This is a genomic window from Frigidibacter oleivorans (assembly GCF_003993775.1).
GTDB lineage: Bacteria > Pseudomonadota > Alphaproteobacteria > Rhodobacterales > Rhodobacteraceae > Frigidibacter > Frigidibacter oleivorans.
In genome coordinates, this window is record NZ_RJRZ01000013.1 from 1 (window position 1) to 24,712 (window position 24,712).

Here is a 24,712-nt window from a genome sequence, read left to right on the forward strand (position 1 = left end):
GGGCCGGCCGGGCGCGGGCGCTGCGCGGGCGGCCCGGCCTGCGGCTGGCGCTGGCCGCCATCGGCGGGCCGCGGGGCGAGGCGGGGCCGGTGATCCTGTCGCTGGGGCTGGGCCTGTCGGTGCTGGCGGCGGTGGGGCAGATCGACGCCAACCTGCGCGCCGCCATCGACCGCGACCTGCCCGAGGTGGCGCCCAGCTATTTCTTCGTCGACATCCAGAACGACCAGCTGCCGGGGTTCCGCGACCGGCTGGAGGGCGACCCGGCCGTGACCGGGGTGCAGACCGCGCCGATGCTGCGCGGCATCATCACCCGGATCAACGGTGCAGAGGCGCGGGCGGTCGCGGGCGATCACTGGGTGCTGAACGGCGACCGCGGCGTCACCTATTCCGCCGCGCCGCCCGAGAACACCACCATCACCGCGGGGGCCTGGTGGCCCGAGGGCTATGACGGCCCGCCGCAGGCCAGCTTTTCCGCCGAGGAGGCGGCGGAGATCGGGTTGCAGCTCGGCGACCGGATCACCGTCAACATCCTCGGCCGCGACATCGAGGCCGAGGTGACGAGCTTCCGCACCGTCGATTTCTCCACCGCCGGCATCGGCTTCGTCATCGCGCTGAACCCGGGGGCGCTGGCCGGGGCGCCGCATACGCATATCGCCACCGTCCATGCCGAGCCGCAGGCCGAGGGCGCGATCCTGCGCGATATCGCCACCGCCTATCCCAACATCACCGCGATCCGGGTCCGTGACGCCATCGACCGGGTGGCCGAGGCGCTGGCCGCCATCGCGCAGGCCACCTCCGTCGCGGCGGCGGGTACGCTCGTCACCGGCTTTGCAGTGCTGATCGGCGCGGCGGCGGCGGGCGAGCGGGCGCGCGTCTACGAGGCGGCGCTGCTGAAGGTGCTGGGCGCGGGGCGGGGGCGCATCCTCGGATCCTTCGCGCTCAGGGCGGCGATCATGGGCGCGGCGGCGGGCGCGGTGGCCGTGCTGTTCGGCGGGCTCGCCGGATGGGCGGTGATGACCTTCGTCATGGAGGCGGGCTATGCCTTCGAGCCGGCCAGCGCCTTTGCCATCGTCCTGGGCGGCGCGGTGCTGACGCTGCTGGCGGGGCTGGCCTTCGCGGTGCGGCCGCTGGCGGCACGGCCGGCGCAGGTGCTGCGGGCGCGGGACTGACGCCGCGCCCCCCGTCACCCTCCGTCGCCCTCCGTCACCCCGCGCGCCGCAGCCGCAGCGCGTTGGTCACCACGAAGACCGAGGAAAAGGCCATCGCCCCGGCCGCCAGCATCGGCGACAGCAGCATCCCGTTCACCGGGTACAGCACGCCCGCCGCGACCGGGATCAGCACCACGTTATAGGCGAAGGCCCAGAACAGGTTCTGGCGGATGTTGCGCATCGTCGCGCGGCTGAGCGTGATCGCCGTTGCCACCGCGCCGGGGTCGCCCGAGGCCAGCACCACCTCGGCGCTGTCGATGGCGACGTCGGTGCCGCCGCCCATCGCCAGCCCCACCTCGGCCGCGGCCAGCGCCGGGGCATCGTTGATGCCGTCGCCGACGAAGGCCACCGGCCCCGGCAGGGCGCGGATCGCGTCGAGCTTGCCTTCCGGCAGCACCCCCGCCGTCACCCGGTCGATCCCCGCCCGCGCCGCCACCGCCCGGGCCGTGGCCGGCGCATCGCCCGAGATCATCGCCACCTGCAGGCCCATGGCGCGCAGCGCCGCGACCGCCGGCGGCGTGCCGGGCTTCAGCGGGTCGGCCACGGCGAGGATGGCGGCGGGCCGGCCGTCGCGGGCGACGAGGATCGGGGTCTGCGCCTCTGCCGCCAGCGCCTCGGGCGCGGGGGCGCCGGGCAGCTGCCAGTCGATCCCCGCCTCTTCCATCATCCGGGCATTGCCGATCCGCAGCGCGTGGTCCCCCACCCGCGCCGTCAGGCCGCGGCCGGGCAGGGCCTGCACCTCTGCCGCCCGGGGCAGGGCCAGCCCCCGCGCCTCGGCCGCCGCAGCCAGCGCATGGGCGAGCGGGTGTTCCGACCGCGCCTCGGCCGCCGCAACCTCGGCCAGCAGGGCATCGGCCTCCAGCCCCGCGGCGACATGGATCGCGGTCAGCGCGGGGCGGCCTTCGGTCAGCGTCCCGGTCTTGTCGAAGGCCACGGTCCGCACCCCCGCCAGCCGCTGCAGCGCATCGCCGCGCCGGAACAGCACCCCCAGCTCCGCGCCCCGCCCGGTGCCGACGAGGATCGACACGGGCGTGGCCAGGCCCATCGCGCAGGGGCAGGCGATGATCAGGACGGAGATGCCGGCGACCAGCGCATGGGTCAGCCGCGGGTCCGGCCCGATGGCCAGCCACAGCGCGAAGGCGAGCGCCGCCAGCGCCATCACCACCGGCACGAAGACCCGGGTGACCCGGTCCACCAGCGCCTGCACCGGCAGCTTCACCCCCTGCGCATCCTCGACCAGCCGCACGATCCGCGACAGGACCGTGTCCGCTCCCACCGCCGTCACCCGCACCGACAGCGCGGCGGTGCCGTTGACGGTGCCGCCGGTGACGGCATCGCCCGGCCGCTTGCGCACCGGCGCGGGCTCGCCCGTCAGCATCGCCTCGTCGATATGGCTTTCGCCCTCGGTCACCACCCCGTCCGTCGGCACCCGCTCGCCGGGCGCGACATGCAGGATATCGCCGGGAACCAGATCTGCCACCGCGACCTCGATCACCCTGTCGCCGCGCGCGACGCGGGCGGTGTCGGGGGCCAGGCTCATCAGCCGCCGGATCGCCGCGCCCGCCTGCCCCTTGGCGCGCGCCTCCAGCCAGCGGCCGACGAGGATCAGCGTCACGATGGTGGCCGCCGCCTCGAAATAAACGGCGCGGGCGGTGGGGGGCAGCAGGGCGGGGGCAAGGGTGGCGACGGCCGAATAGCCGAAGGCCGCGAGGCTGCCCAGGGCCACGAGGCTGTTCATCTCGGGCGCGCCGCGGGCCAGCGCCGGCAGGCCGATGGACAGGAACATCCGTCCCGGCCCGGCCAGCACCGCCGCCGTCAGCACCATCTGGATCAGCCAGCTGGCCTGCATCCCGATCGTCGCCATGATCCAGTTGTGGAAGGCGGGCAGCATGTGGCCGCCCATTGCCAGCACCACCACCGGCAGGGTCAGCGCCGCCGACAGGATCACCCGCCGCCGCAGGCCCGCCGCCTCGCGCGCCTGCCGGTCGGCCATCGGTTCGGGCGCGCTGTTCGCCCCGGGCGGGGCGGCCGCATAGCCCGCCGCCGTGACCGCCGCCGCCAGTTCGCCGGGTGAGGTGGCGCCGGTCAGATAGCGGATGGTCGCGCTGCGGGTGGCGAGGTTCACCCCGGCCTCGACCACGCCCGGCACCGCCGCCAGCGCGCGTTCGACCCGGCCGGTGCAGGAGGCGCAATGCATCCCCTCGACCGTCAGCCGCGCCTCGGCCGTCTGCGCCGGATAGCCCGCCGCGCCGAGGGCCTGCGCCAGGGCCCGGGCATCGGCGGGGGCGTCATACTCCACCCGCGCCGTGGCCGACATCAGGTTCACCGCCGCCGCGTCCACGCCGGGCACCGTCGCCAGCGCCCGTTCCACCCGCCCCACGCAAGAGGCGCAATGCATGCCGTCAACGGCAAGCGTCAGGGTCTGGGACATGGCAAAGGGCCTCCGGCTCGTTTGCCCGGAAGCTAGGCCTGCGGCGGAGATATTTCAAGCATGGTTGAAATGGCAGGCGCCGCGGGCCTTGCGCCGCATCGCCGCAGGTGGCCCCGCCTAGACCTCGACCACCACCCGCCCGATGGGCCGCGAGCAGCAGGCGAGGATATAGCCTTCCTCGACATCCTCTTCCGAGATGCCGCCGGAATGCACCATCACCACCTCGCCCTCGGCCTTCATCACCTTGCAGGTGCCGCAGACGCCGAAGGTGCAGCCCGAGGGGATGTTCAGCCCCGAGGCCCGCGCCACGGTCAGGATCGTGTCGGTCTCGCGGCAGGTGGCGGTGACGCCCGAGGAGGAGAATTCCACCTCGGCCATCCGGTCGTCCGAGGGCACCACATCCTCGGGCACGTCGGTGGCCTCTTCCACAGGCGCGTGGAAACTTTCCTGGTGGTAGTTGGCCATGTCATAGCCAAGGCTCGCCAGCATCTCGCGCACCGAGGTCATGAAACTTTCGGGGCCGCAGCAGAACACCTCGCGTTCCAGATAGTCCGGCGCCATCAGGCCCAGCATCAGCGCATTGAACCGGCCGCGATAGCCGGTCCAGGTGCGGTAGTCGTCGTCGTCCTTCACCACCCAGTGCAGCTTCAGCCCGGGCGTCCGGCTGGCCATGTGTTCCAGCCGCTGGCGGAAGATCAGGTCCTGCGGCCGGCGGGCGGCATGGATGAAGCAGATGTCGGGCTGGTGGCCCGAATCCCAGATCCAGGTGGTCATCGCCATCATCGGCGTGATGCCCGACCCGGCCGAGATCATCAGATAGCGGCGCGGCTTCTCATCGGGCAGGGTGAAGTCGCCGCCCGGGCCGAAGGCCTTGATCCGCATCCCGGGCTTCAGCCGGTCCAGCATCCAGCGCGTCCCGACGGAGCCCTCCTGCGCCTTGACGGTGATGGTCAGCGACAGGGGCCGCGAGGGGCTGGAGGAAATGGTGTAGGTGCGGTGGACGGTGCCGCCCGGCACCGGCAGTTCCAGCGTCAGGAACTGGCCGGGCACATGGTCGAAATAGGCCCCCGAGGGCGCGCGGAAGCAGAAGCTTGCCACATCCGGCGCCTCGGGGATCACCATCGTCAGTTCCAGAGGCTCGCTGTCGCGCCAGGGCTGCGCGGGGCGGAAAGTGCCTGCCATGTCGGGTTCGGGCCTCGGTCTTCGCCGGGTATTTCGCCGGGTCTGCATCGTGGCCGGCCCTTGCGGGCCGGCGGCGGGATCACTCGGCGGCCATCACGCCGCGCCCGGTCAGGCGCTGCATCATCGTGCCGCAATACCAGTCGACGAACTGGATCACGCCTTCCTCGACCACGGTGGAATAGGGGCCGGGTTCGTAGGCGGGCGAGTTGATGCCGTACTGGTTTTCCTCGACCACCTGACGATCCTCGTCATTGGTGGCGATCCAGACCTCGGTCAGCTTCTGCAGGTCGTAGTCCACGCCCTCGACCGCGTCCTTGTGGACCAGCCATTTGGTCGTCACCAGCGTTTCCTGCGGGCTGATCGGCAGCACCCGGAAGACGATGGCGTGATCGGCGAGGAAGTGGTTCCAGCTGTTCGGGTAGTGGTAGAACAGCAGCGACCCGGCATCGTTGAACGGCACGTCGCCCATCCGCTTCGACACGGCGGCCTTCGTGTTCATGGTGAAGCTTTCGGCGTTGTTCAGCAGCGGAATCCGCGCCAGCCGCCACTGGAAGTCGGGCTTGTTGGTAAAGCGCGAGGGCAGGCCCGAGTCTTCGCAGCGCGCCCAGTGGTCCATGATCTCGGGCGCGGCGCTGTCGGGGCCGTCCATCGCGGTCATGGTGGGGCTGTCGGAATAGGTGCGGCACAGCGAGGGATGCGAGCCGCCGCAGTGATAGCATTCGCGGTTGTTCTCGATCACCAGCTTCCAGTTGCCCTTCTCGACGATGGTCGATTCGAAGGCGACCTTGGTATCCTCCAGCCGGTGCGGGCCAATATAGGCCTGCATCTTCTCGGCCAGCATGTCGAAAGCGGGCGCGATGTCGGCGAGGCAGACGAAGACCATCCCGCCCGCCTCGCGGCAGTGGACTTCCTTCAGGCTGAACTTCGAGGCGTCGAAATCGGGGCCCATGTCCTTGGCCCACAGGAGCTTGCCGTCGAGTTCGTAGGTCCACTGGTGATAGGGGCAGACCAGCTTGGGCGCCGAACCCTTGACCTTGGAACAGATGCGCTGGCCGCGATGGCGGCAGGTGTTGTGGAAGGCGCGGATCTTCTTGTCGGCGCCGCGGACCACCACCACCGGATAGGCGCCGACCTGCATGGTGACGTAGTTGCCGGTCTTCGGGATCTCGCAGGCGGGCAGCGCGAAGAGCCACTCCTTGTACCAGACCTGCTGAAGGTCGATCTCGAACAGGCCGGGATCGGTGTAGAAGGGCTGGGGCAGCGCGTGGTTGTGCTTGCGGCTGAGCAGCAGCTGGATGGCGTCGGCGTCGCGCATGGATGGTCCTCTGGCAATACGCGGTGAGGGAAAGGCGTGACGGCGATCATGCGCCAAAGCCGGCGCCGCCATTTGGCAAAAAGCGACATTCGGTGAAACGATCCCGATATGCCCATGCCACGGCGGTCACGAACCCGTCACGCGGGCCGCGCCGTCCGGGGCCGGACGGTGCCGGCCCCCCTCCCTGACCGGCCTGCGCCGCGGTCAGAGCCGTTCGATGGCGATGGCGATTCCCTGCCCGCCGCCGATGCACATGGTGATCAGGCCGAGCCGTCCGCCGGTGCGGTCCAGTTCCGCCAGCGCCTTCACCGCGAGGATCGCGCCGGTCGCGCCCACCGGATGGCCGAGAGCGATGGCCCCGCCGTTCGGGTTCACCTTCGCCGGATCGAGGTTCAGCGCCGCCGACACCGCCAGCGCCTGCGCGGCGAAGGCCTCGTTCGATTCGACCACGTCGAAGGCGTCGGGGGTAAGCCCCGTCCGTTCGCACAAGAGCCGCACCGCCGGGATTGGACCCACGCCCATGATCCGCGGCGGCACGCCCGCCACCGCATGACCCAGGATGCGGGCGCGCGGGGTCAGCCCCGCCGCCTCGGCCGCGCCGGCGCGGGCCAGCACCAGCGCCGCGGCGCCGTCGTTGATGCCGCTCGCGTTGCCGGCGGTCACGGTGCCGTCCTTCTGGAAGACCGGCTTCAGCCCGGCCAGCGCCTCGGCGCTGGTGGCCTTGGGATGTTCGTCGGTGTCGAAGGTCACAATGCCCTTGCGCGTCTCGATCTCGACCGGGACGATCTGGTCGCGGAAGCGGCCCTCGGCGATGGCGCGGGCGGCGCGGGTCTGGCTTTCCAGCGCGAAGGCATCCTGCGCGGCGCGGTCGATGCCCCGTTCCGCCGCGACGTTCTCGGCCGTCACGCCCATGTGCCCGGTGCCGAAGGGGCAGGTCAGCGCCCCGGTCATCATGTCGAGCGCCTTCACGTCGCCCATCTTCTGCCCGAACCGGGCCGAGGGCAGGATATGGGGCGACCGGCTCATGCATTCGGCCCCGCCTGCCAGCGCGAAATCGGCCTCGCCCAGCATCAGCACCTGCGCGGCCGAGACGATGGCCTGCGCGCCCGATCCGCACAGCCGGTTGACGTTCATCGCGGGGACGGTGTCGGGGATGCCGGCGTCGATGGCGGCGACCCGCGCCAGGTACATGTCGCGCGGCTCGGTGTTGATGACATGGCCGAAGACGGTGGCGCCGATGCGGTCGCCCGCGATCCCGGCGCGGTCCAGGGCGGCCTTGGCGGCGATGGTGGCCAGCCGGGTCGGCGGCAACGCGGCGAGGCTGCCGCCGAAGGTGCCGATCGGGGTGCGGGCGGCGGACAGGATCACGATCTCGTCGGTCTTGGCAGTCATGGAAACCTCCCTCGGGTGCGGGCGCAGCCTAGCCGCGCATCCCGGCGCTGGCCAGTCGCCGACGCGTCCCTGACGCTGTGTCACGGGACGTGCGGGGCGCGTGCGCGGCGGATCAGGGCGCCGGGTCGGCGGCGCCCGTCTGCCACAGCGGCACGGTAGAGATCGACATCTTCGCCGACCCTTCCGCGATCTGCGCGGAATGGGCGAGGTAGATCAGCACCTCGTTCTCGGCGTCATAGACGCGGCGCACGCGCAGCGACTTGAAGATCAGCGACCGGCTGGTGCGGAAGACCTCTTCGCCCTCGGGCGAGCGGTCGATGTCGCCCAGCCGGATCGGACCGGTCTGGCGGCAGGCGATGGATGAATTCGACGGGTCCTCGAACCAGTTGCCCTGGCTCAGCCGGTCGATCATGCCGCGTTCGAAATAGGCGACGTGGCAGGTGACGCCCGAGACCTTCGGATCGGCCAGCGCCTCCAGCACGATGTCGTTGCCGGTCCAGTCCACGCCGACGCGGCCGATCTCTTCGGCGGAGGCGGCGGAGGGCAGGGCCGTGCCGCAAAGGCCGGCGAGCAGGGCAAGGGTCAGCGCGGGGCGGGTCGCCATCCGGTCTCTCCTTCGACGAAATCGGCGCTGGTGCCGGCGGCGAAGCCCAGCCCGTCGAGCGTCGCGAAATAGCGCGTCACCCGAATCCCGCGGGCGCCGGTGCCGTCCAGCGTCTCGATCAGGTTGAAGTCGTTCTCCTCGCCGCGCAAGCGGGTCGAGAGGCCGGTGCCCGCGGCAACCAGCAGCATGGTCCGCCCGCCCTCGCGCAGGATGTCGGCCGCCGCGCCCCAGGTGTGCAGGTGCCCCGACAGCACCAGATCGGCGCCCGCCTCGTCCAGCGCCCGGGCCGCCTCGCGCCCGTTGGGCATCGGTTCCTTCTTCGATCCCGGCGGGTGGACCAGCGGGTGGTGCATCACCACGACGCGCAGCACGCCGTCGGGCGCGGTGCGCAGCCGCTCGGTGGCGCGGGCCAGGCTGCCGCGCCGGACCCGCCCGCGTTCCCAGGCCTTCGGATCGGCGGTATTGATGCCGATCATCCGCAGCCCCGGCAGGTCGAGCATCGGTTCCAGATCGCGCGAGATCTCGGACCGGTACATGGCGAAGGGCCGCAGGAAGCGCGACAGCGGCCGGTCGAGCGGGATGTCGTGGTTGCCGGGCACGCACAGCACCGGGCAGTCGATGCTGGACAACAGCGCCTGCGCCTCTTCGAACTGCCATTCGCGGGCGCGCTGCGTCAGGTCGCCGGACAGCGCGATGGCGTCGGGCTGCAGCGCCGCCACATGATCCAGCAGCGGCTTCAGCAGTTCCGGGCGGGTGCGGCCGAAATGCAGGTCGGACAGGTGCAGCAGTCTGGGCATCGGCTCAGGCCGCGCCGGCCGAAGGGACAGCCGGTTCGGCCGGCACAGCGCCGCCGACGCGATTGGCGGCGCTGGCCGATTCCCCCGCCCCCTGATCCGGCGCCAGCACGGTCAGCGCCTGTTCCCGCATGCGAAAGCGGAAGGGCTGGGCCATGCGGTCGCGTTCGCCGTCGCGGGCGATGGTGCGGCGGGGGCGGCGCGTCTCGATCACGATGTCGCGCCCGCACAGCAGCTCGAAGTCGCGCTCGGGCCGGGCCGCGCGCATCGCCAGCCGGATCGCGAACCGGATCAGCTGCCAGCGCGAACAGTCCGGGGCGAGGAACACCGCGAAGTCGCCTTGTTCCAGACAGTCGGCCCCCGGCAGTCCGAACTGGTCGAGCTGGTAGCCATTGGCCGCGACGAAAACCATCGGCGTGCGCAGCCGCCGCGCCTGCCCGTCGATGGTGACCCGCATCGACGAGGGCCGGCGAAAGCTGGCGATGGTGGTCAGCACCGACCAGTAGGCCGCCATCCGCGACCTGCCGAAGCGGCCATAGACGCTTTCCCGGTTCTGCAGGATTTCCGCATAGAGCCCGAGGCTCGCATTGTTCAGGAACAGCCTGCCGTTCACCTCGCCGACCGAGATGCGGCGCGGCACCGCCTCGGTCAGGGCGACGAGCGAGTCCTCCGGCGTCTGCGGAAAGCCGAGGCTGCGCGAGAAATAATTGAACGTGCCCATCGGCAGCACGCCCATGGCGATGTCGCTGTCCAGCAGTTCCGCCGCCACGGCGCAGACGGTGCCGTCGCCGCCTGCCGCGATGATGGTGGCGAAGCGGCCCTCGTCCCGGGCGGCGCGCGCCTCGGCCGCGATGCGGTGGCCTTCATGCACCAGCCGCACCTCGGGCGTGCCGCCGATCCGCTCGATCAGCGGGTCGAGCAGCGCATGCATCCGCGCGGCCTTCTTCTTGCCCGATCCGGCATTGGCGATGATGCAGACGGGGCCTTGCATGCAGGGACTCTCCTTGTCGGGGCGCACGGGATGCCATGGCCAACGCCGGCCCCCCGGCCGGGTTCCGCAGCGCGGCGTCGGCGGCGGGCGACCGGGGGCGCAGGCAAATCGCGGGTTGATGGCCGCGGGAAAACAGGCGATCTGCAGGGGACGCCGTGGAATTCAGGAGATGGAATATGAGAAACCCGATCGTGCGGAGCTTCTTCGACCGGGCCACGGGCAGCCTGCAATATGTCTTCCACTGCCCGGCGACGCTGCGGGGCGCGGTGGTGGACCCGGTCTGGAACTACGATCCCCGGGCCGTCGCCGTCTGGACCGACAGCGCCGACGAGATCGAGGCCTATGTCCGCGACAGCGGGATCACGCTGGACTGGATCCTCGACACCCATCCCCATGCCGACCATTTCAGCGCCGCGCCGATCCTGTCCGAACGCTTCGGCGGCGTGCCGCGCGCCATCGGCGATCAGGTGCCGCGTATCCAGAGGCTGTGGCAGGAGATCTATGGCTGGACCGAGGACGAGACGCCGGGCCCCGAGGTCTGGGACCGGCTGTTCGCGGCGGGCGACAGGTTCATGGTGGGCGAGGTGCCGGTGCGGGTGCTGTTCTCGCCCGGCCATACGCTCGCCTCGGTCAGCTATGTCGCCGGCGATGCGGCCTTCGTCCACGACACGCTGATGAAGCCCGCCAGCGGCACCAGCCGGGCGGATTTCCCTGGCGGCGATGCGGGGCAGCTGTGGGATTCGATCCAGGAGATCCTCGCCCTGCCGCCCGAGACGCGGCTCTATGTCGGGCATGACTATCCGGCTAAGGACGCCGACCCCGAGCCGATGGCGACGGTGGCCGCGCATCGGGCCGCGAACGCGCATGTGAAGGAGGGCACCGCCCGCGCCGATTTCGTCGCGCGGCGCGAGGCGCGGGACGCGACCCTGCCGCTGCCCGAACGGATGATCGCGGCGCTGCAGGTCAACCTGCGGGGCGGGCGCCTGCCGCCGGCCGGGCCGGACGGCCGTTCGCGGCTGGTCTTCCCGGTCAACCGCTTCGCGCCGCACCGAACGGGGCGCTGAGCGGGGCGGCGGGCAGCAGGGCCTGCCGCCCGGCCCCGGTCAGGCGGAAGGCGTCGCGCCCCTCGATCACCACCGCCACCAGCGGCCGGCCATAGCCCGCGCCGCCGTCGATGTTCAGCCGGTTGCGGTAATGCTGCGGCGCCTCCAGCGCGGTATGGCCGTGCACCACCAGCGCGCCGTGATCGCGCGTATCGTCGAGAAAGTCGCGGCGGATCCAGACCAGATCGGTTTCCGTCTGGTAGGGCATGCCGACGCCGGGGCGGATGCCGGCATGGACGAACAGCGCCTCGCCCCGCAGGTGCCAGGCGGGCAGGGCGCGCAGGAAATCGACATGGGCACGGGGCACGGCGGCGCGCGCCTCGGCATGGACGGGGGCCACGGGCCGGTCGGCGGGCGCGTGCAGCCCGTAAGAGGCGAGCGTCATCCCGCCGCCGATATTGGGGTGCAGATAGCTGAGATCCGCCCGCAGACCGGGATCGCGCGCCTGCGGATCGTCCATGAAGGTCGTGAACATCCGGTCGTGATTGCCCTTCAGCACCACCCAGGGTTCGCCGCGGGCCTGCCCCTGCATCAGATGCTCGATCACGCCGCGGCTGTCGGGACCGCGATCCACCAGGTCGCCCACATGCACCACCACCGCCTCGGCATCGCCGGTCGCGGCGCGATCCGCCTCGATCAGGGCATGGGCGGCCAGAAGCGCGTCATGCTGGCCGTGGATGTCGCCGATGGCATAGGTCCGCATCTCGTCTCCGCGTCGGGAAGGGGGAAGGTTCAAGACAGAGCCCTGCGGGCCGAGGGGACCGCAGGGCTTCGTCGCGTCCTATAGCGCGACTGTAACGCTTCGTCGAAGGGCGGCGTTCCGCGCCCGCGGTCCGCCGCCGATCGGGCCCCGATGGGCCCCTGCTGGATCAGGCCGCCTCGAACTGCAGCGGGCGCACCTGCTGGAACAGGCCCGTCGCCTCCAGGTCCAGACGCACCGCCTCGGGCAGCGGTTCGTCCAGATAGAGGATGGCGATGGCATCGCCGCCGGTATCCGACCGGCCGAGGGTGAAGTTGGCGATGTTCACCCCGTGCTTGCCCAGGGTGCCGCCGAGCGCGCCGATGATGCCCGGCACGTCGCGGTTGGTGGTGTAGAGCATGTGGCTGCCGACCTCGGCGTCAATGTTGATGCCCTTGACCTGGATGAAGCGCGGCTTGCCGTCCGAGAAGACGGTGCCGGCGATGGACCGTTCGCGGCTGTCCGTCACCATCGTCAGCTTGATATAGGCGTCGAACACGCCCGACTTTTCCTGCCGGGTGGTCGAGATCTGGATGCCGCGTTCCCGGGCGATCACCGGGGCCGAGACCATGTTGGTGTCGGGGTTGGTGGCCTTCATGATGCCGGCGATGGCGGCAGCGTTCAGCGCGGCGAGGTTCATCTCGGCCACGGCACCGTCATAGAGGATGTTGATCGCCTTGATCGGCTCGTCGGTCATCTGGCCGACGAAGGCGCCCAGATGGCCCGCGAGCTTCACCCACGGCCCCATCACCGCGGCCTCTTCGGCGGTGACCGAGGGCATGTTCAGCGCGTTCTGCACCGCGCCGGTCAGCAGGTAGTCCGACATCTGTTCGGCCACCTGCAGCGCGACGTTTTCCTGCGCCTCGGTGGTCGAGGCTCCCAGATGCGGCGTCACCACCACGTTCGGCAGGTTGAACAGCGGGCTGTCGGTCGCGGGTTCCACCTCGAACACGTCGAAGGCCGCGCCGGCCACATGGCCCGAGGCCAGCGCCTCGGCCAGCGCCTTTTCGTCCACCAGCCCGCCACGGGCGCAGTTGACGATCCGCACGCCCTTCTTCGTCTTGGCAAGGTTCTCGGCCGACAGGATGTTGCGGGTCTTGTCGGTCAGCGGCACATGCAGGGTGATGAAATCGGCCCGCGCCAGCAGCTCGTCCAGTTCGACCTTCTGCACGCCCATGGTCTTGGCCCGCTCTTCCGACAGGAAGGGGTCATAGGCCACGACCTTCATGTGCAGGCCAAGCGCGCGGTCGCAGACGATGCCGCCGATATTGCCCGCGCCGATCACGCCCAAGGTCTTGTTGAACAGCTCGACCCCCATGAACTTCGACTTCTCCCATTTCCCGGAATGGGTCGAGGCAGAGGCTTCGGGCAGTTGCCGGGCGACAGCGAACATCATCGCGATGGCATGTTCGGCAGTGGTGATCGAGTTGCCGAAGGGCGTGTTCATGACGATCACGCCCTTCTTCGACGCGGCCGGGATGTCGACATTGTCGACGCCGATGCCGGCGCGGCCGATGACCTTCAGGTTTGTGGCCTTTTCCAGCAGGGCGGCGGTCACCTTGGTGGCGGAGCGGATGGCGAGGCCGTCATACTGATGGATGATCTCGGCCAGCTTTTCCTTGTCCTTGCCGAGCTTCGGCATGTAGTCGACCTCGACGCCGCGGTCGCGGAAGATCTGGACGGCGGTTTCGGAAAGTTCGTCGGAAACGAGAACGCGGGGGGCCATGTCGGGCTCCTGGAAAATGAGGATGGGGAAGGGCCGGGCGCGATCCGCCCGGTCGGGTATCCGGCGTCCGGAAGGGCGGGTGGGCCTGCGCCCTCCCGGACCTCCCGAGGGATCAGGCGGCTTTCGCCTGCGCCTCGATCTCGGCCGCGAAGGCCCATTCGATCCACGGCATCAGCGCGGCGACATCGGCGGTTTCCACCGTCGCGCCGCACCAGATGCGCAGGCCGGGGGGCGCATCGCGATAGGCGCCCGCATCCAGTGCCACGCCCTCTTTCTCCAGCCGCTTGGCCACGGCCTTGGCGAAGGCCGCGCCATCCGCGATGCGCGGGTCGGTGAACTTCAGGCAGACCGAGGTGCAGGAGGCGGTGGCGGGATCGACGGCGAGGTTCGCGATCCAGTCCTTGTCGGCGATGTAGCCGGCGATGGCCGCGGCATTCGCCTCGCTCCGCGCGATCAGCGCGGGCAGGCCACCAAGCGACTGCGCCCATTTCAGCGACACGAGGTAATCCTCGACACACAGCATCGACGGCGTGTTGATCGTCTCGCCGGTGAAGATGCCCTCGATCAGCTTGCCGCCCTTGGTCATGCGGAAGATCTTCGGCAGCGGCCAGGCGGGGCTGTAGGTTTCCAGCCGCTCCACCGCGCGGGGGCTGAGGATCAGCACGCCATGCCCGCCCTCGCCGCCCAGCACCTTCTGCCAGGAGAAGGTGGTGACATCGAGCTTGTCCCAGGGCAGGTCCATCGCGAAGGCGGCGCTGGTCGCGTCGCAGATCGTCAGGCCGGCGCGGGCGGCGGGGATCGCGTCGCCGTTCGGCACGCGCACGCCCGAGGTGGTGCCGTTCCAGGTGAAGACCACGTCGCGGTCGAAATCGACCTCGGCGAAATCCACGATCTCGCCATAGGGGGCCTTGCGGACCGTCGCATCCAGCTTCAGCTGCTTGACGACATCGGTGACCCAGCCCTCGCCGAAGCTTTCCCAGGCCAGCATCTCGACCGGGCGGGCGCCGAGCAGCGACCACATCGCCATCTCCACCGCGCCGGTGTCGGAGGCGGGGACGATGCCGATGCGGTACTCCGCCGGCACGCCCAGAATTTCGCGGGTGAGGTCGATCGCCTCTTTCAGCTTCGCCTTGCCGATGGCGGCGCGATGCGACCGTCCGAGCGGCGCGTCAGCGAGCATGTCGAGGGAGTAACCGGGGATCTTCGCGCAGGGGCCCGAAGAAAAGCGCGGGTTTGCCGGGCGCGCGACCGGGGCGTTCAGTGCCATGCTGGTATCCTTCCAGATAACCGCCCTTCGTTGGGGAAGGGTGTCCCGCCGCCGGAGATACGAAAGCCCGTGAAATAAAGCAAGGGGCAAAAGCGGTTGCCTGCAGGCGTGTGCGGGCGAAGGCAGAACTTTGCGAGAACTTAGGAGGCTAATTCGCACAAAATCCGCACAAGATGTTCTGGGCTCGTTCGGGCCAACGAGAGGAGAACCCTGGATCCAAGCTCCCCGAGAGGCGTCGATGGCGCCTGCAGCTGCCAGCCTAAATTCTCCGCGGACCGGCGGTTTTCTGCACATGCAGCATGCCGGCCGATGATGGAGGGGGTTCTCGCTGCACGCGGGGGTTGCGCTTGATGAAAGCGCCCCATACGACAGACACAGTCGCAAGACTGACACTGTTGCGCCGTAAGCCCTGCAAAGGCCACCTGTTGCCGAGATTCGACGCGTAGTCAGTGCAGTTGCCGTGATTGGACGCGTAGTCAGTAGTTGTCAGCCCTGTTGGCCCCTCAAGCGGGGCCCGTCGCCGGAGCCGCCGGGGGATGTAAGGGGCTGGTGCAGTGCAAGCCAAGAGAAGCAAACCGCGAAGCCTGTCTTCGCATGACCAGAGCGGGCGTATGGCCAAGGCAGTTTCAGGACCACCGTCCCTGCCCTTCCAGATGGAGACAGCGCCTTGCGCCAGATGATTGTCGGCAACGACTCTGACCCAGAGCTCGCCGGCGTTGCTTTGTGCAGGACGGGGCCGACCGGGATGGTTGCTGAAGCCGGGCACGAGGATGCCACCGAACACGACGAACCACTCCGGAGTGGTTTGGGGTCGAACCGCGCGCGGCTGCTCGCGGGGCGGATGGCGATGCCCTATCGGGATTGGCTTGCGCGGAAAGGCGCGCCGCGATGACCCGGGCTGTCCCGCATTCAGACCGCGTGTCGAAGCGTTCGCTGGTTTTCCTTTGGAAGATTTTTGGACCCATGCATGCTGACCGTTGCGACGCTGTCGCTAGGCTCTACGGGCCCAAGGCGCACGTCGCAGGGTTGGAATTGTTGTCTCGCTCCGAGGTCTATGCATGGGACAGTGAGGCTCGGGCCAGTTTCGACAAGACCACTCTTTTTCCGCAGGCGGCGAAACGGCTGGGCGTCCTGAAACATCTCCGCGAAATCGCACGCTTCCGGGCACGACATCCCAATTCTGATTGGTTCATGTGCCATTACGAACGGCCTGAGATGTTGCTGGCGGCCTGGTATCTTCGGCTGCGCGGCCACCGAGTGTTCACCATGGGATGCTCCAAGTTCGACGACTTGCCCCGCAAGGTCTGGCGCGAATGGACGAAGTCACTTTACCTAAGACCCTATCATGGCGCGATCGGTTCCGGGATCCGATCGGTGGGCTATTTCCGCTTCCTTGGGCTGGGGAAGAGGCCTGTCGTCGGCGAACACAACACCGTCTCACTCGCGCGGATCCGGGCGCTTTCGAACACTGCACCCGCACTAGGCGGCCTGCCCTTCGCGGAACGTCACTTCACCATCGTGGCGCGCCTGGTGCCCAAGAAGAACCTCGCGATGGCCCTGCGCGCTTACGCGCAATATCGGGCGTCCGCCGTGAGTCCCCGGCCCCTGCATCTGTGTGGCTCCGGGTCATTGGAAGCAGAGCTGCGAGCCTTGGCGCAGTCCTTGGGCATAGACACCCATGTGACATTCCACGGCTTTGTGCAGACAGCCGATGTCGCCAAGATACTCGGCTCGACGCTGGCGCTGCTGCTGCCGAGCGTAGAAGAACAGTTCGGGAATGTGGTGATCGAAGCTCAGGCCATGGGGCTGCCGGTCATCTTGTCCGACAGCTGTGGCGCGCGCGATCTTTTAGTGCGAATAGGTGTGAACGGCTTCGTGATCGAGCCCGACAACCCCGCCGGCCTCGCCTGGTGCATGAGCCGCATGTCGGATGACGAGCAGACCTGGACGTCGATGGCAACAGCGGCCGCACAGAGCGCCGAGGGCGGCGATGTGGCTAAGTTCGCAGAAGCAGCGAGAGAGCTGGCGCCATGAAGATCCTTCACATCATACCCTCTGTCAGCGCCGAATGGGGCGGTCCGACCGAATATGCGCGCATCATGGCAGAGGAGCATGCCCGTGTCGGACATCAATCGGAGTTTGCGACCTTAGATTCCTCCGGCGCCCCGCATGTCGAAGCATTTCATTTTCCGGTCCATGCCTTCGGCCCGGGCTTCGGCCGCACGAAGGTCACGCCAGCTTTTGGCCGAGGTGTAGAGAAACTGGTCCCCGGTTTTGACGCTGCCGTTGTGCACGGCTTGTGGCACCATGCGTGCGCCGGCGCCTTCGGGGCGATGAAACGCCATAATCTGCCTTGGCTGGTCTTCACGCACTAGATGATGGATCCCTACTTCCGCAGCGAAAGGCCCGTAAAGCACGCGGCAAAACAGGCGTTCTGGCTGCTCTGGCAGGGTAGGATGCTGTCCAATGCTCATGCTGTTCTTTTCACCTGCAAGGAAGAGAAGCGCCTGGCCCGCGGGACGTTCTTCGGCCACGCTGACTATCGGGAAAGAGTGGTTGCGTTCTGCGCCGCAGATCAGGCTACATCAGCAGCGCCCGGCCTTGATGCCTTCCGTGCAGCGCACCCAGTCCTTCAGGACCGCGACTACCTACTGTTTGTCGGACGCATCCACCCGAAGAAGGCTTACGACCAGCTTATCACCGTCTTTGCTACCGTGGCAGATCTCGACCCGGGGATTGACCTCGTCATCGCGGGGCCAGACCAGACCGGGTGGGTTCCGGCATTGAAGGCGCAGGCCGAAACCCTAGGCATCGGCAACCGCGTGCACTGGCCGGGCATGATCGGCGGTGATGTGAAGCAGGCAGCCTGTGCCAATGCTCGTGCCTTCGTTCTGCCCTCTCATCAAGAGAACTTCGGGATCGTTGTGGCTGAAGCGCTTTCGGCCGGCACGCCCGTGCTCATTTCGAACAAGGTCAACATCTGGCGTGAAATCGAGTCTGATGGGGCAGGCCTCGTGGCGCCCGATACGGTCGAGGACACCTCGGACATGCTGCGCCGCTTCCTGACGATGCCGGCGGAGGCCGCGCCCGACATGCGCCTGGCGGCGCGGCGCTGCTATGATGAGCATCTCATGAGAAGGAACGCAGAGACGTGACTGTTGCACGCGTAGGGGCGATGAGCTTGAAGGATGAAATCGCCCCGGTGATCGCTGGTGGTTTCTGTGTAGGTTGCGGGGCCTGCGCGGTCGCGGCCCCCGAGGCAATCAGCATGGTGCGCGACCTTGACGGTGTCTGCCAGCCGCAGATCCGTAAGCCCGCGCTGCTGGATGGCGTTGCGGGGGGCGTCTGCCCGTTCTCGGACGCCGCCCCGGACGAAGACGCCCACGCGCGCCGCTTGTTCCCGGGCGATGTGACGCCCGATGCACATCTGGGCCGCTACCGGCGAACCCTGGCAGGCCATGCAGCTGAAACGGATTTCCGTCAGGGTGGCAGTTCGGGCGGCGTCACCACGTGGGTCCTAGTCGAAGCTCTGCGCCAAAACAAGATCGACGCCGTCGTGCATGTGCACCCCGCAGCGGGCGGGGCACTGTTCGATTTCGATCTAGCCCGGACAGAGGATGAGATCCGCTCCGGGGCCAAGACGCGCTACTATTCGGTCAGCTTCGAGACTGCCCTGAGGTGCGCCGTCGATGCCAAGCTCAGGATCGCCTTTGTCGGGGTGCCCTGCTTCGTGAAGGCGGTGCGCAACCTGGCGGCGCGGGACCCCGACATCGCACAGCAGGTGGTGCTGACGGTCGCAATCATCTGCGGGCACATGAAGTCGCCGGGCTTCGCCGAAAGCCTCGCCTGGCAGGCCGGTGTGCCGCCTGATGACATCGCTGCAGTTGACTTCCGGGTCAAGCGGCCGGGGCATTCGGCCAAGCAATACGGGTTTTCGGTGAAGCGCGCAAAGGACGCCGCGACCTTGGTCAAACCGATGGGCGAAATGGCGGGGCGACGTTGGGACGGCGGATATTTCCGGCTGAAAGCCTGCAATTTCTGCGACGATGTGGTGGGCGAGACGGCGGATATATCCTTCGGTGATGCTTGGCTTAAAGAATACGACGGTGATCCGGGCGGCACCAACGTCATCGTTGTGCGCAGCGACTTGGCAGATGCCCTGATCCATAGCGGTCAGAGTTCGGGGGCGCTCGACGTGCATGACCTTCCCCCCGAACGCGCGATTGCCTCGCAGAGTGCGGGGTTTCGCGACCGGCGGGATGCACTAGCCTACAGGCTCTGGCTAGCCGATCACCGAGGCGGCTGGCGTCCGCAAAAACGGGTGCAGCCGGGGCGTGACCATCTCACGTTTATGCGCCGGGTGATCTATCGGATAAGGGGCGTCGTGCGCGTCCGGAGTTTTGCCAGCCTGCGCCTGAGCAAGCGGTTGGGTAGCCCGCGTCCCTATGTGTGGGAAATGACATTCTGGCACGCCATCCTGCGGCTCGCCGGAGATCTTGAAACCCTCACCGTGAAGATTTCCTCGCGCCGCCGCCGCCGCTAGGCGCCGGCGCCCCGCAACCTAATCAAGGCTCTAACCATGAAAAAGACGGTCCTCTTTTCCTACCAGCAGCTGTCGAACGTCGGCTGCGAGATCATCATCCGGGGCACGGTCGCGTTCCTGGCCCGAACTTTCCCGCAATACGATCTGGAGTTCGTCGTCTCCAGCTACAACCCCGAGAGGGACAGGGCCTTGCTGGCGGACGTGGCGGGGGTAAGGGTCGTGCCAATGCAGGGCTGGAAACGCTATCTGCGCGGGTTTCTTCAGAAGACTGGCTTGTTCGACTCGCGCTGGGTTCCCCGTTTCGCCACATCGGAGTTTCGCCGAGCGGATCTGTTCTGCTCGGTTGGCGGCGACATCTACACGATGTTCGGCAACTCCATTCCGCATGACTGGCTGGGCTATGAGAACTTTGCGACCAGACACGGCATTCCTTCTATCATGTTCGGCGCCAACATGGAGCGCTTTGAGATCGTGCCAGAGGCTGACCGCAGGAAGCTGATCGACCACCTCAAGCGGTTCAAGGTGCTGGCCGTGCGCGACGCGGGCACGGTCGAGTATCTGGGCAGTCACGGCGTTTCCGACAACGTGACCCTACACCCCGACCCTTGTTTCTGCCTGCGCCCCATCACGACCTTCGAACGTAGGCCGATCCGACGGATCGCGATCAACTTCACGCCCATCCTGACCCGCGACTTCGGCGCGCCGGTTGTTGAGCGCTTTGCGAAGGTCGTCGAAGCTCTGGTCGGAAAGGGCTATGAAGTCTCCCTTGTGCCACATGTCTACTCCAGCGAAGGCCTGCCCTCGCTCAGCGATCCCGACGCGCTGGCGCGCCTCTACTCGGCCCTGTCGCCCGACGTCCAGGCAAAGGTGCTGAGGTTCGAGGGCCCGATCTCCTTCGCCACCGTGGCCGCCGCCCTGCGCGAGATTGACCTGTTCGTCGGAGGCCGAATGCATGGCTGCCTGAACTCGCTGACCCTCGGCAAGGCAGTCTGCTTTGTGGGCTATAGCCGGAAGGTGCGCACGATGGTTGACTGGCTCGCCTCGGAGAGCCCGTTCAGCGTAGTGTCGCAAAGCTATGGCGCGGTGCCCGCAGATGAGATCGATGCGGCCTGGCTGGAACAGCTGATCGCGGCCCATGACGCTTGGGCAGCGGCCGACCCCGACGGGAAAGTGGTCATAGACACGCAAGCCTACCTCGACAGTTTGTCCGCCCGCGCTCGAGTGGCCGAGGCGGTCGACTTGAGTGCGTCGAGACGATAGCGAGCATGGCAGAGGATCCAAAAGGGCAGCGGCCAGCAGGCAGCGGGCGCGTTGCCTTCAGGGGCATGGTCTGGACCGCCGCGGCGCTGATCTTTTCCAAGGCGCTGTCCTTTGTCAGTCAGATCGCCCTTGGCTATCTCCTGGCGGTCGAGACCTATGCGATCTTTGCACTCCTCACGACGGCCATGATCTTTGTAAGCGGTTTCCAGAATTCTGGCGTGTCCAAGGCGCTGATCCAGCAGCAGGAGCGTCTGGACGCTCTGTTGCCCGAGTATTCTGCGTTCGCGCTGTGGATGGGCCTGATCGGTTTTGTGCTGCTGATCGTGACGGGGGCAGCCTTCCAGAGCCTCTACGACGTGCCAGGCCTGTTCCTCATCATCTTTGTTCAAGCTCTTAGCCTGCCGCTGATCGCGATGTCGACGATCCTGATGGCGGTGCTCAGCGCTCGACTGGCGTTCCGGACGTTGAACCTGATAGAGATGCGCCGGTCGCTGACCTACTACGCAGTGCTAATCATCGGGGCGGCCGTCGGAACTGCGGGTTTCACGATGGCGCTGGCGCTGTTGGCTGGCGCGATACTGCATCTGACTATGCTCGCGCGCACGGCGGCGCCATTCCACATCGGTTTCCGCCTGTCATTCGCCCGGTTCCGTGCGATGGCCTGGCAACTGCGCTGGATCATCATTTCGGCCTTCCTGTTCGCGCTTGGCATGAACGGCGATTACCTGGTTCTAGGCAAGATGCTGCAATCGCAGGACGTGGGGTATTATTTCTTCGGCTTCATGCTAATCACCAACGTGACGATCTTGCTGGCCAGCGGCATCAACCAAACCCTGCTTCCGGTCTTTTCCAAGCTCAAGAACGACCTTCCCGCGTTGCAGAGACAGGTTCTGATGTCGAGCGGGGCGATCACGCTGATGGCGTGCATGCTGTCGATCTGTCTGATCGGTTTTGGCGCCGTTATGGTCCATCTGATCTGGGGCGGCAAGTGGGACGGCGCGATCGTGGTCGTGCTGTCGGTTGCTGCAATCCAGCCGGTGCGCCTGACGGCGACGATGGGCGGTGTCGTCCTCGAGGCACAGGGCGCATGGAGCCTGCGGCTGGGCACGCTTGTGTTCGACGGAGCGCTGATCCTGGTCTGTTCGGCCGTCGGAGCCTGGCTGGGTGGACTTTATGGCGCCGCCATCGCCGTGGCAGTCCAACGGGCGGCGACGGGGCTGATAACCTTTCCGATGGGTGTGCGCCGGATCGGAATTGGCTGGCGGCGGATCGGGGCCTTCTGGCTGCGTTGCCTTGGGCCTTACTTCCTAGTGGTGGGGGGGCTGTTTCTGCTGGCGCCGGACCGCTATGCAGATGCCGATACTTGGGCAATTGTGGGGCGGGCAGCGCTGGAAACTGCCGGAGCACTGGCGGTTTTCGTGGCCGCCAACATGGTGTTCAATCGCGAACTGCTCGGGGCGATGGCCGGAGTGATCCGGTCGCGGAAACCCGCATGAAACAGCTATCTTTATAAAGTGCGGATCCGGCAATGACCCAGCAAAAGCGCCTTCTCTTCATCGCCTCGGGCACAGAAGGCTATGGCGTGCGGCGGGTCTGGGACAGCCTCGTTGGCGGCCTGACGGCCCGCGGCTACACTGTCCATGTTGCCCTCTTGACGGGCGGAGCCGGAGCAGCGCAAGGCTGGTGCGCGATGGGCGCAGAGATCACTCAAATCGCGCCGGGCGCCTCCCTGCAGAACGCCGGTGAGGCCCGCTGGGGAAAAGCAGCGGCACTAGGATCACGAGCGTTGACACAGTTCCGGATGATCGGGCGCCTAACGGCGCTGGCGCGCAATACAGCGGCAGATAGGATCGTAGTTCAGAGCCCCCTCGAAGTGCCGATGGCCGCACTGGTTGCCAGACGCTGCGGTATTCCTCTTTATTGGATGATGCCCAACGGTGTCTCGGACACGTATCCGCTGGACATTAATCGGAGGCTTTATGCGCTGCTCGGGCGCCGGGCAAACCTCGTGCCGCTGGCCAACTCCCGCTATACGCTAGGCACCTTGGGGTCGCGGGCCGTTCAGGCGGAAGTCTTGCATCTGGGGATCGACATTCAGGAGTTCTTCCCCGGGCGTTGGGATCCTGCCGCTGCCGCGGAACTGCGAAGATCCCTCGGGCTGCGCGGGGATGGCGCGGTTCTTGGACTATTCGCAAGGCTTGTGCCGAACAAGGGCCTTGGCGTTCTGGTCGAGGCCCTGGGCCTGCTGGCGGCTGAGGGTCATCGCCCGAACGTGCTGATTTGCGGCGGCCCTTTGGATAGCAGTTTTGTCGCGTCTGTGAGGTCCCGGGCGCAAGAACTAGGCGTGAGTGAGCAGCTTTTCTTTCAGGGGCCGATCCAAGACATCGGCCCCTGGTATGCGGCAAGCGACATCATCCTCAACACCCGCCTTGACCCGGAACCCTTCGGCTTGTCGGTGATTGAGGGCATGGCAATGGCGAAACCGGTTCTCGCCCACCAAGCCGGTGGCCCCGCCGAAACAGTGCTCGACGGAAAGACGGGGTGGCTGATCACCGCACCAGATCCCGCTTCGTTTGCCGCAGGGATGCGCCGCGCCTTTGCAGATAGGCCGCGGTGGCACGAAATGGGTCTTGCCGCTCGCGCCCAAGTCGAGCGCAATTTCAGCGAGGATAAGATGCTCGACCGGCTTGAAGCCGTCTGGGGCCGGGCGGAGCGGGGCCGACGGGGGACGGCTGGTGTCCAATGAAGAAGCGCCTGTGCGCTGCCTAGGTCATGTTGACAAATGGCGGAGCCAGAGACGGATCGAGGTGATGTCGATGAACCCCAATAAGCTCTCTGCGGTTTTGTCTTAGCGGGTGGCGACGCGGCGGGCGTTCTTCAGCTTGTTGAAGCAGCGCTCGACGAGGTTGCGCAGCCGGTAGAGGGTGCGGTCCACTGTGAGCTACCCCCCGAAATCGGACAGTGACGGAAGCTACGATCTGACGTCTGCTGGTCTCCAAGACCGAGGAGATCAGGCCATGATGAAGTTCGCCCTGAACAAGGCCCATGCCATTGACTTTGCGCTGAAACGTTGCGAATTTTCTCGCCTTGGCCTGCAGGGTTTTGTATGATTTCCGCGGAAACCTTGCAGTTTTGGTTCTGCCATGAAGCACCGTCCGCGCCCTCCGGAACAGGATGACCTGCTGCTCCCTCGGCTTGTCGACATGATCGACCCGCGGCACGAGTTGGTGAAACTGGCGGCGCTGATCGACTGGGAGGCGTTCGAGCGGGAATGGGCGGGGTTCTTTCCGTCCGGCAAGGGACGGCCCGCGACAGTGCCGCGGCTGGTGGCGGGGCTGCTCTATCTCTAGCACGCCTATCGGCTGTCGGACGAGGCGGTGGTCGCGCGTTTGGTGGAGAACTCGCATTGCCAGCACCTCACCGGCGAGACCTTCTTCCAGCACAAGCTGCCGATTGACCCCTCCTCGCCGACCCGCTCACGTGGTCGCATCGGCGAGGAAGGGGTCGAATGGCTGCTGACCCAGACGATCCGGGCCGGCAGAGGTCCGGTGCCATCGACGGGGACAGCGTCAAGCGCGGGGCGGTCGACACGACCGTGATGGAGAAGGCGATTGCCCATCCGACCGATGCCCGGGCTTGACGAGCGGGCGCGGGATCAACTGGTGGTTCTGGCTCAGGAGGCGGGGGTGGCCGCCTGACACAACGCGCGGCGCAGAGTGACGTCGCCCTCACTCTCCAGCCTTGGTTAACAGCAGGTCGGTCTGAGGTTCACCCCCGGCGCTATCTCCCGGTCACTTAAACCTCCGCGTCCGCCCCTCTCTCCGGCCCGACATCATGGGCGCCTCGAATGCGTCGAAGACGCTCATCATCCGGCAGACCCATCTCGGCGCGCACCGCGGCCAGTTCAGCGGCATCGCTCGCCAGCTTCTCCCGCTCATGCCAGTCACGCGCGACGTTCTGGTCGCCACGCTCTGCACGAGCCACTCGGCCACCGGGCGGATCGACGAAGCGCGCGTTCGCGCGGCCCTGCCAGAGGACAAGGTGCTGTCGAGCATCAGTCCCACACGCCCGCAGACATCGACGCGATCATCGCGCAGCGGATCGCAGCGGAAGTAGAGGCCGCAGAGTGGCGGCGGCACCTCGACGGACCCCACGCG

The 24,712-nt window shown here is 67.5% G+C and carries 20 protein-coding genes and 2 pseudogenes; 11 read left to right on the forward strand and 11 right to left on the reverse strand.

Annotated elements, in window-relative coordinates:
• On the forward strand, positions 1–1,169 hold a 1,169-nt coding region (locus EEY80_RS14655; RefSeq protein WP_126977653.1), incomplete at its 5' end, for an ABC transporter permease.
• Between the two features lie 34 nt (positions 1,170–1,203).
• On the opposite strand, the gene EEY80_RS14660 is transcribed toward EEY80_RS14655, so the two are convergent.
• The 7 genes from EEY80_RS14660 to EEY80_RS14690 all read right to left on the reverse strand — a co-directional run bounded on the left by EEY80_RS14660 (position 1,204) and on the right by EEY80_RS14690 (position 9,917).
• On the reverse strand, positions 1,204–3,639 hold the full coding sequence (locus EEY80_RS14660; RefSeq protein WP_126977655.1) for a heavy metal translocating P-type ATPase: 2,436 nt from the start codon (positions 3,637–3,639) through the stop codon (positions 1,204–1,206).
• Positions 3,640–3,756: 117 nt separating this feature from the next.
• On the reverse strand, positions 3,757–4,821 hold the full coding sequence (locus EEY80_RS14665) for a hybrid-cluster NAD(P)-dependent oxidoreductase (protein WP_126977657.1): 1,065 nt from the start codon (positions 4,819–4,821) through the stop codon (positions 3,757–3,759).
• A gap of 79 nt (positions 4,822–4,900) precedes the next feature.
• Positions 4,901–6,136, reverse strand: coding sequence for an aromatic ring-hydroxylating oxygenase subunit alpha (locus EEY80_RS14670; RefSeq protein ID WP_126977659.1), 1,236 nt, complete (start codon positions 6,134–6,136; stop codon positions 4,901–4,903).
• Between the two features lie 204 nt (positions 6,137–6,340).
• Positions 6,341–7,528: a beta-ketothiolase BktB gene (gene bktB, locus EEY80_RS14675; protein WP_126977661.1), complete on the reverse strand. Its 1,188-nt coding sequence runs from the start codon at positions 7,526–7,528 to the stop codon at positions 6,341–6,343.
• A gap of 112 nt (positions 7,529–7,640) precedes the next feature.
• On the reverse strand, positions 7,641–8,132 hold the full coding sequence (locus EEY80_RS14680; protein WP_126977663.1) for a CreA family protein: 492 nt from the start codon (positions 8,130–8,132) through the stop codon (positions 7,641–7,643).
• Positions 8,111–8,929, reverse strand: a complete 819-nt coding sequence (locus tag EEY80_RS14685; RefSeq protein WP_126977665.1) for a metallophosphoesterase family protein — start codon at positions 8,927–8,929, stop codon at positions 8,111–8,113. Before EEY80_RS14685 ends, EEY80_RS14680 begins: the two co-directional genes overlap by 22 nt.
• A gap of 4 nt (positions 8,930–8,933) precedes the next feature.
• The gene (locus tag EEY80_RS14690) at positions 8,934–9,917 is read right to left on the reverse strand and encodes a diacylglycerol/lipid kinase family protein (protein ID WP_126977667.1); all 984 of its coding nucleotides are present in this window, start codon (positions 9,915–9,917) and stop codon (positions 8,934–8,936) included.
• 176 nt (positions 9,918–10,093) lie between these two features.
• On the opposite strand from EEY80_RS14690, the gene EEY80_RS14695 reads away from it, so the two are divergent.
• Entirely contained in the window at positions 10,094–10,981 is an 888-nt protein-coding gene (locus tag EEY80_RS14695) for an MBL fold metallo-hydrolase (protein ID WP_126977669.1), read from the forward strand.
• Here EEY80_RS14695 and EEY80_RS14700 read toward each other — a convergent pair.
• The 3 genes from EEY80_RS14700 to EEY80_RS14710 form a co-directional block, all read right to left on the reverse strand.
• Complete coding sequence (locus EEY80_RS14700; RefSeq protein ID WP_126977671.1) at positions 10,947–11,723, reverse strand: metallophosphoesterase; 777 nt, start codon at positions 11,721–11,723, stop codon at positions 10,947–10,949. The genes EEY80_RS14695 and EEY80_RS14700 overlap by 35 nt on opposite strands.
• Before the next feature lie 166 nt (positions 11,724–11,889).
• A complete protein-coding gene (gene serA / locus EEY80_RS14705; RefSeq protein ID WP_126977673.1) occupies positions 11,890–13,485 on the reverse strand; it encodes a phosphoglycerate dehydrogenase in 1,596 nt (531 codons plus the stop codon).
• A gap of 112 nt (positions 13,486–13,597) precedes the next feature.
• Positions 13,598–14,752 carry a phosphoserine transaminase gene (locus EEY80_RS14710; protein ID WP_126977675.1) on the reverse strand — a complete coding sequence of 385 codons (1,155 nt, stop codon included), beginning with the start codon at positions 14,750–14,752 and terminating at the stop codon, positions 13,598–13,600.
• An 888-nt stretch (positions 14,753–15,640) separates the two neighbouring features.
• On the opposite strand from EEY80_RS14710, the gene EEY80_RS14715 reads away from it, so the two are divergent.
• The 7 genes from EEY80_RS14715 to EEY80_RS14745 are packed head-to-tail and all read left to right on the forward strand — an operon-like array spanning position 15,641 to position 23,301.
• Positions 15,641–16,786: a glycosyltransferase gene (locus EEY80_RS14715; protein WP_126977677.1), complete on the forward strand. Its 1,146-nt coding sequence runs from the start codon at positions 15,641–15,643 to the stop codon at positions 16,784–16,786.
• Positions 16,783–17,127 carry a glycosyltransferase family protein gene (locus EEY80_RS14720; protein ID WP_126977679.1) on the forward strand — a complete coding sequence of 115 codons (345 nt, stop codon included), beginning with the start codon at positions 16,783–16,785 and terminating at the stop codon, positions 17,125–17,127. The genes EEY80_RS14715 and EEY80_RS14720 overlap by 4 nt, the downstream gene beginning before the upstream one ends.
• Before the next feature lie 3 nt (positions 17,128–17,130).
• Entirely contained in the window at positions 17,131–17,907 is a 777-nt protein-coding gene (locus EEY80_RS14725) for a glycosyltransferase (RefSeq protein WP_164738270.1), read from the forward strand.
• A 20-nt stretch (positions 17,908–17,927) separates the two neighbouring features.
• Positions 17,928–19,295 carry a Coenzyme F420 hydrogenase/dehydrogenase, beta subunit C-terminal domain gene (locus EEY80_RS14730; protein ID WP_126977683.1) on the forward strand — a complete coding sequence of 456 codons (1,368 nt, stop codon included), beginning with the start codon at positions 17,928–17,930 and terminating at the stop codon, positions 19,293–19,295.
• A 36-nt stretch (positions 19,296–19,331) separates the two neighbouring features.
• On the forward strand, positions 19,332–20,555 hold the full coding sequence (locus EEY80_RS14735; protein WP_126977685.1) for a polysaccharide pyruvyl transferase family protein: 1,224 nt from the start codon (positions 19,332–19,334) through the stop codon (positions 20,553–20,555).
• Positions 20,556–20,560: 5 nt separating this feature from the next.
• Complete coding sequence (locus EEY80_RS14740; RefSeq protein ID WP_126977687.1) at positions 20,561–22,051, forward strand: oligosaccharide flippase family protein; 1,491 nt, start codon at positions 20,561–20,563, stop codon at positions 22,049–22,051.
• Between the two features lie 32 nt (positions 22,052–22,083).
• Positions 22,084–23,301: a glycosyltransferase family 4 protein gene (locus tag EEY80_RS14745; RefSeq protein WP_126977689.1), complete on the forward strand. Its 1,218-nt coding sequence runs from the start codon at positions 22,084–22,086 to the stop codon at positions 23,299–23,301.
• Between the two features lie 24 nt (positions 23,302–23,325).
• On the opposite strand, the pseudogene EEY80_RS14750 reads toward EEY80_RS14745, so the two are convergent.
• A pseudogene (locus EEY80_RS14750) lies at positions 23,326–23,490 on the reverse strand (IS5/IS1182 family transposase); the annotation flags it as partial.
• Positions 23,491–23,698: 208 nt separating this feature from the next.
• On the opposite strand from EEY80_RS14750, the pseudogene EEY80_RS14755 reads away from it, so the two are divergent.
• Positions 23,699–24,244, forward strand: a pseudogene (locus EEY80_RS14755) (transposase); the annotation flags it as partial.
• A 145-nt stretch (positions 24,245–24,389) separates the two neighbouring features.
• Positions 24,390–24,671 carry a hypothetical protein gene (locus EEY80_RS14760; RefSeq protein ID WP_126977691.1) on the forward strand — a complete coding sequence of 94 codons (282 nt, stop codon included), beginning with the start codon at positions 24,390–24,392 and terminating at the stop codon, positions 24,669–24,671.
• The last annotated feature ends 41 nt before the right edge of the window (positions 24,672–24,712 follow it).

What these genes read in the sequence shown, in the direction of transcription:
- EEY80_RS14715 (WP_126977677.1), top strand. Translation starts at nt 15,641, where the DNA reads ATGACCCGGGCTGTCCCGCATTCAGACCGCGTGTCGAAGCGTTCGCTG.
- EEY80_RS14700 (WP_126977671.1), bottom strand. Translation starts at nt 11,723, where the DNA reads ATGCGGACCTATGCCATCGGCGACATCCACGGCCAGCATGACGCGCTT.
- EEY80_RS14735 (WP_126977685.1), top strand. Translation starts at nt 19,332, where the DNA reads ATGAAAAAGACGGTCCTCTTTTCCTACCAGCAGCTGTCGAACGTCGGC.
- EEY80_RS14745 (WP_126977689.1), top strand. Translation starts at nt 22,084, where the DNA reads ATGACCCAGCAAAAGCGCCTTCTCTTCATCGCCTCGGGCACAGAAGGC.
- EEY80_RS14720 (WP_126977679.1), top strand. Translation starts at nt 16,783, where the DNA reads ATGAAGATCCTTCACATCATACCCTCTGTCAGCGCCGAATGGGGCGGT.
- serA (WP_126977673.1), bottom strand. Translation starts at nt 13,485, where the DNA reads ATGGCCCCCCGCGTTCTCGTTTCCGACGAACTTTCCGAAACCGCCGTC.
- EEY80_RS14690 (WP_126977667.1), bottom strand. Translation starts at nt 9,917, where the DNA reads ATGCAAGGCCCCGTCTGCATCATCGCCAATGCCGGATCGGGCAAGAAG.
- bktB (WP_126977661.1), bottom strand. Translation starts at nt 7,528, where the DNA reads ATGACTGCCAAGACCGACGAGATCGTGATCCTGTCCGCCGCCCGCACC.
- EEY80_RS14760 (WP_126977691.1), top strand. Translation starts at nt 24,390, where the DNA reads ATGGGCGCCTCGAATGCGTCGAAGACGCTCATCATCCGGCAGACCCAT.
- EEY80_RS14725 (WP_164738270.1), top strand. Translation starts at nt 17,131, where the DNA reads ATGGATCCCTACTTCCGCAGCGAAAGGCCCGTAAAGCACGCGGCAAAA.
- EEY80_RS14680 (WP_126977663.1), bottom strand. Translation starts at nt 8,132, where the DNA reads ATGGCGACCCGCCCCGCGCTGACCCTTGCCCTGCTCGCCGGCCTTTGC.
- EEY80_RS14695 (WP_126977669.1), top strand. Translation starts at nt 10,094, where the DNA reads ATGAGAAACCCGATCGTGCGGAGCTTCTTCGACCGGGCCACGGGCAGC.
- EEY80_RS14730 (WP_126977683.1), top strand. Translation starts at nt 17,928, where the DNA reads ATGAGCTTGAAGGATGAAATCGCCCCGGTGATCGCTGGTGGTTTCTGT.
- EEY80_RS14710 (WP_126977675.1), bottom strand. Translation starts at nt 14,752, where the DNA reads ATGGCACTGAACGCCCCGGTCGCGCGCCCGGCAAACCCGCGCTTTTCT.
- EEY80_RS14665 (WP_126977657.1), bottom strand. Translation starts at nt 4,821, where the DNA reads ATGGCAGGCACTTTCCGCCCCGCGCAGCCCTGGCGCGACAGCGAGCCT.
- EEY80_RS14685 (WP_126977665.1), bottom strand. Translation starts at nt 8,929, where the DNA reads ATGCCCAGACTGCTGCACCTGTCCGACCTGCATTTCGGCCGCACCCGC.
- EEY80_RS14660 (WP_126977655.1), bottom strand. Translation starts at nt 3,639, where the DNA reads ATGTCCCAGACCCTGACGCTTGCCGTTGACGGCATGCATTGCGCCTCT.
- EEY80_RS14670 (WP_126977659.1), bottom strand. Translation starts at nt 6,136, where the DNA reads ATGCGCGACGCCGACGCCATCCAGCTGCTGCTCAGCCGCAAGCACAAC.
- EEY80_RS14740 (WP_126977687.1), top strand. Translation starts at nt 20,561, where the DNA reads ATGGCAGAGGATCCAAAAGGGCAGCGGCCAGCAGGCAGCGGGCGCGTT.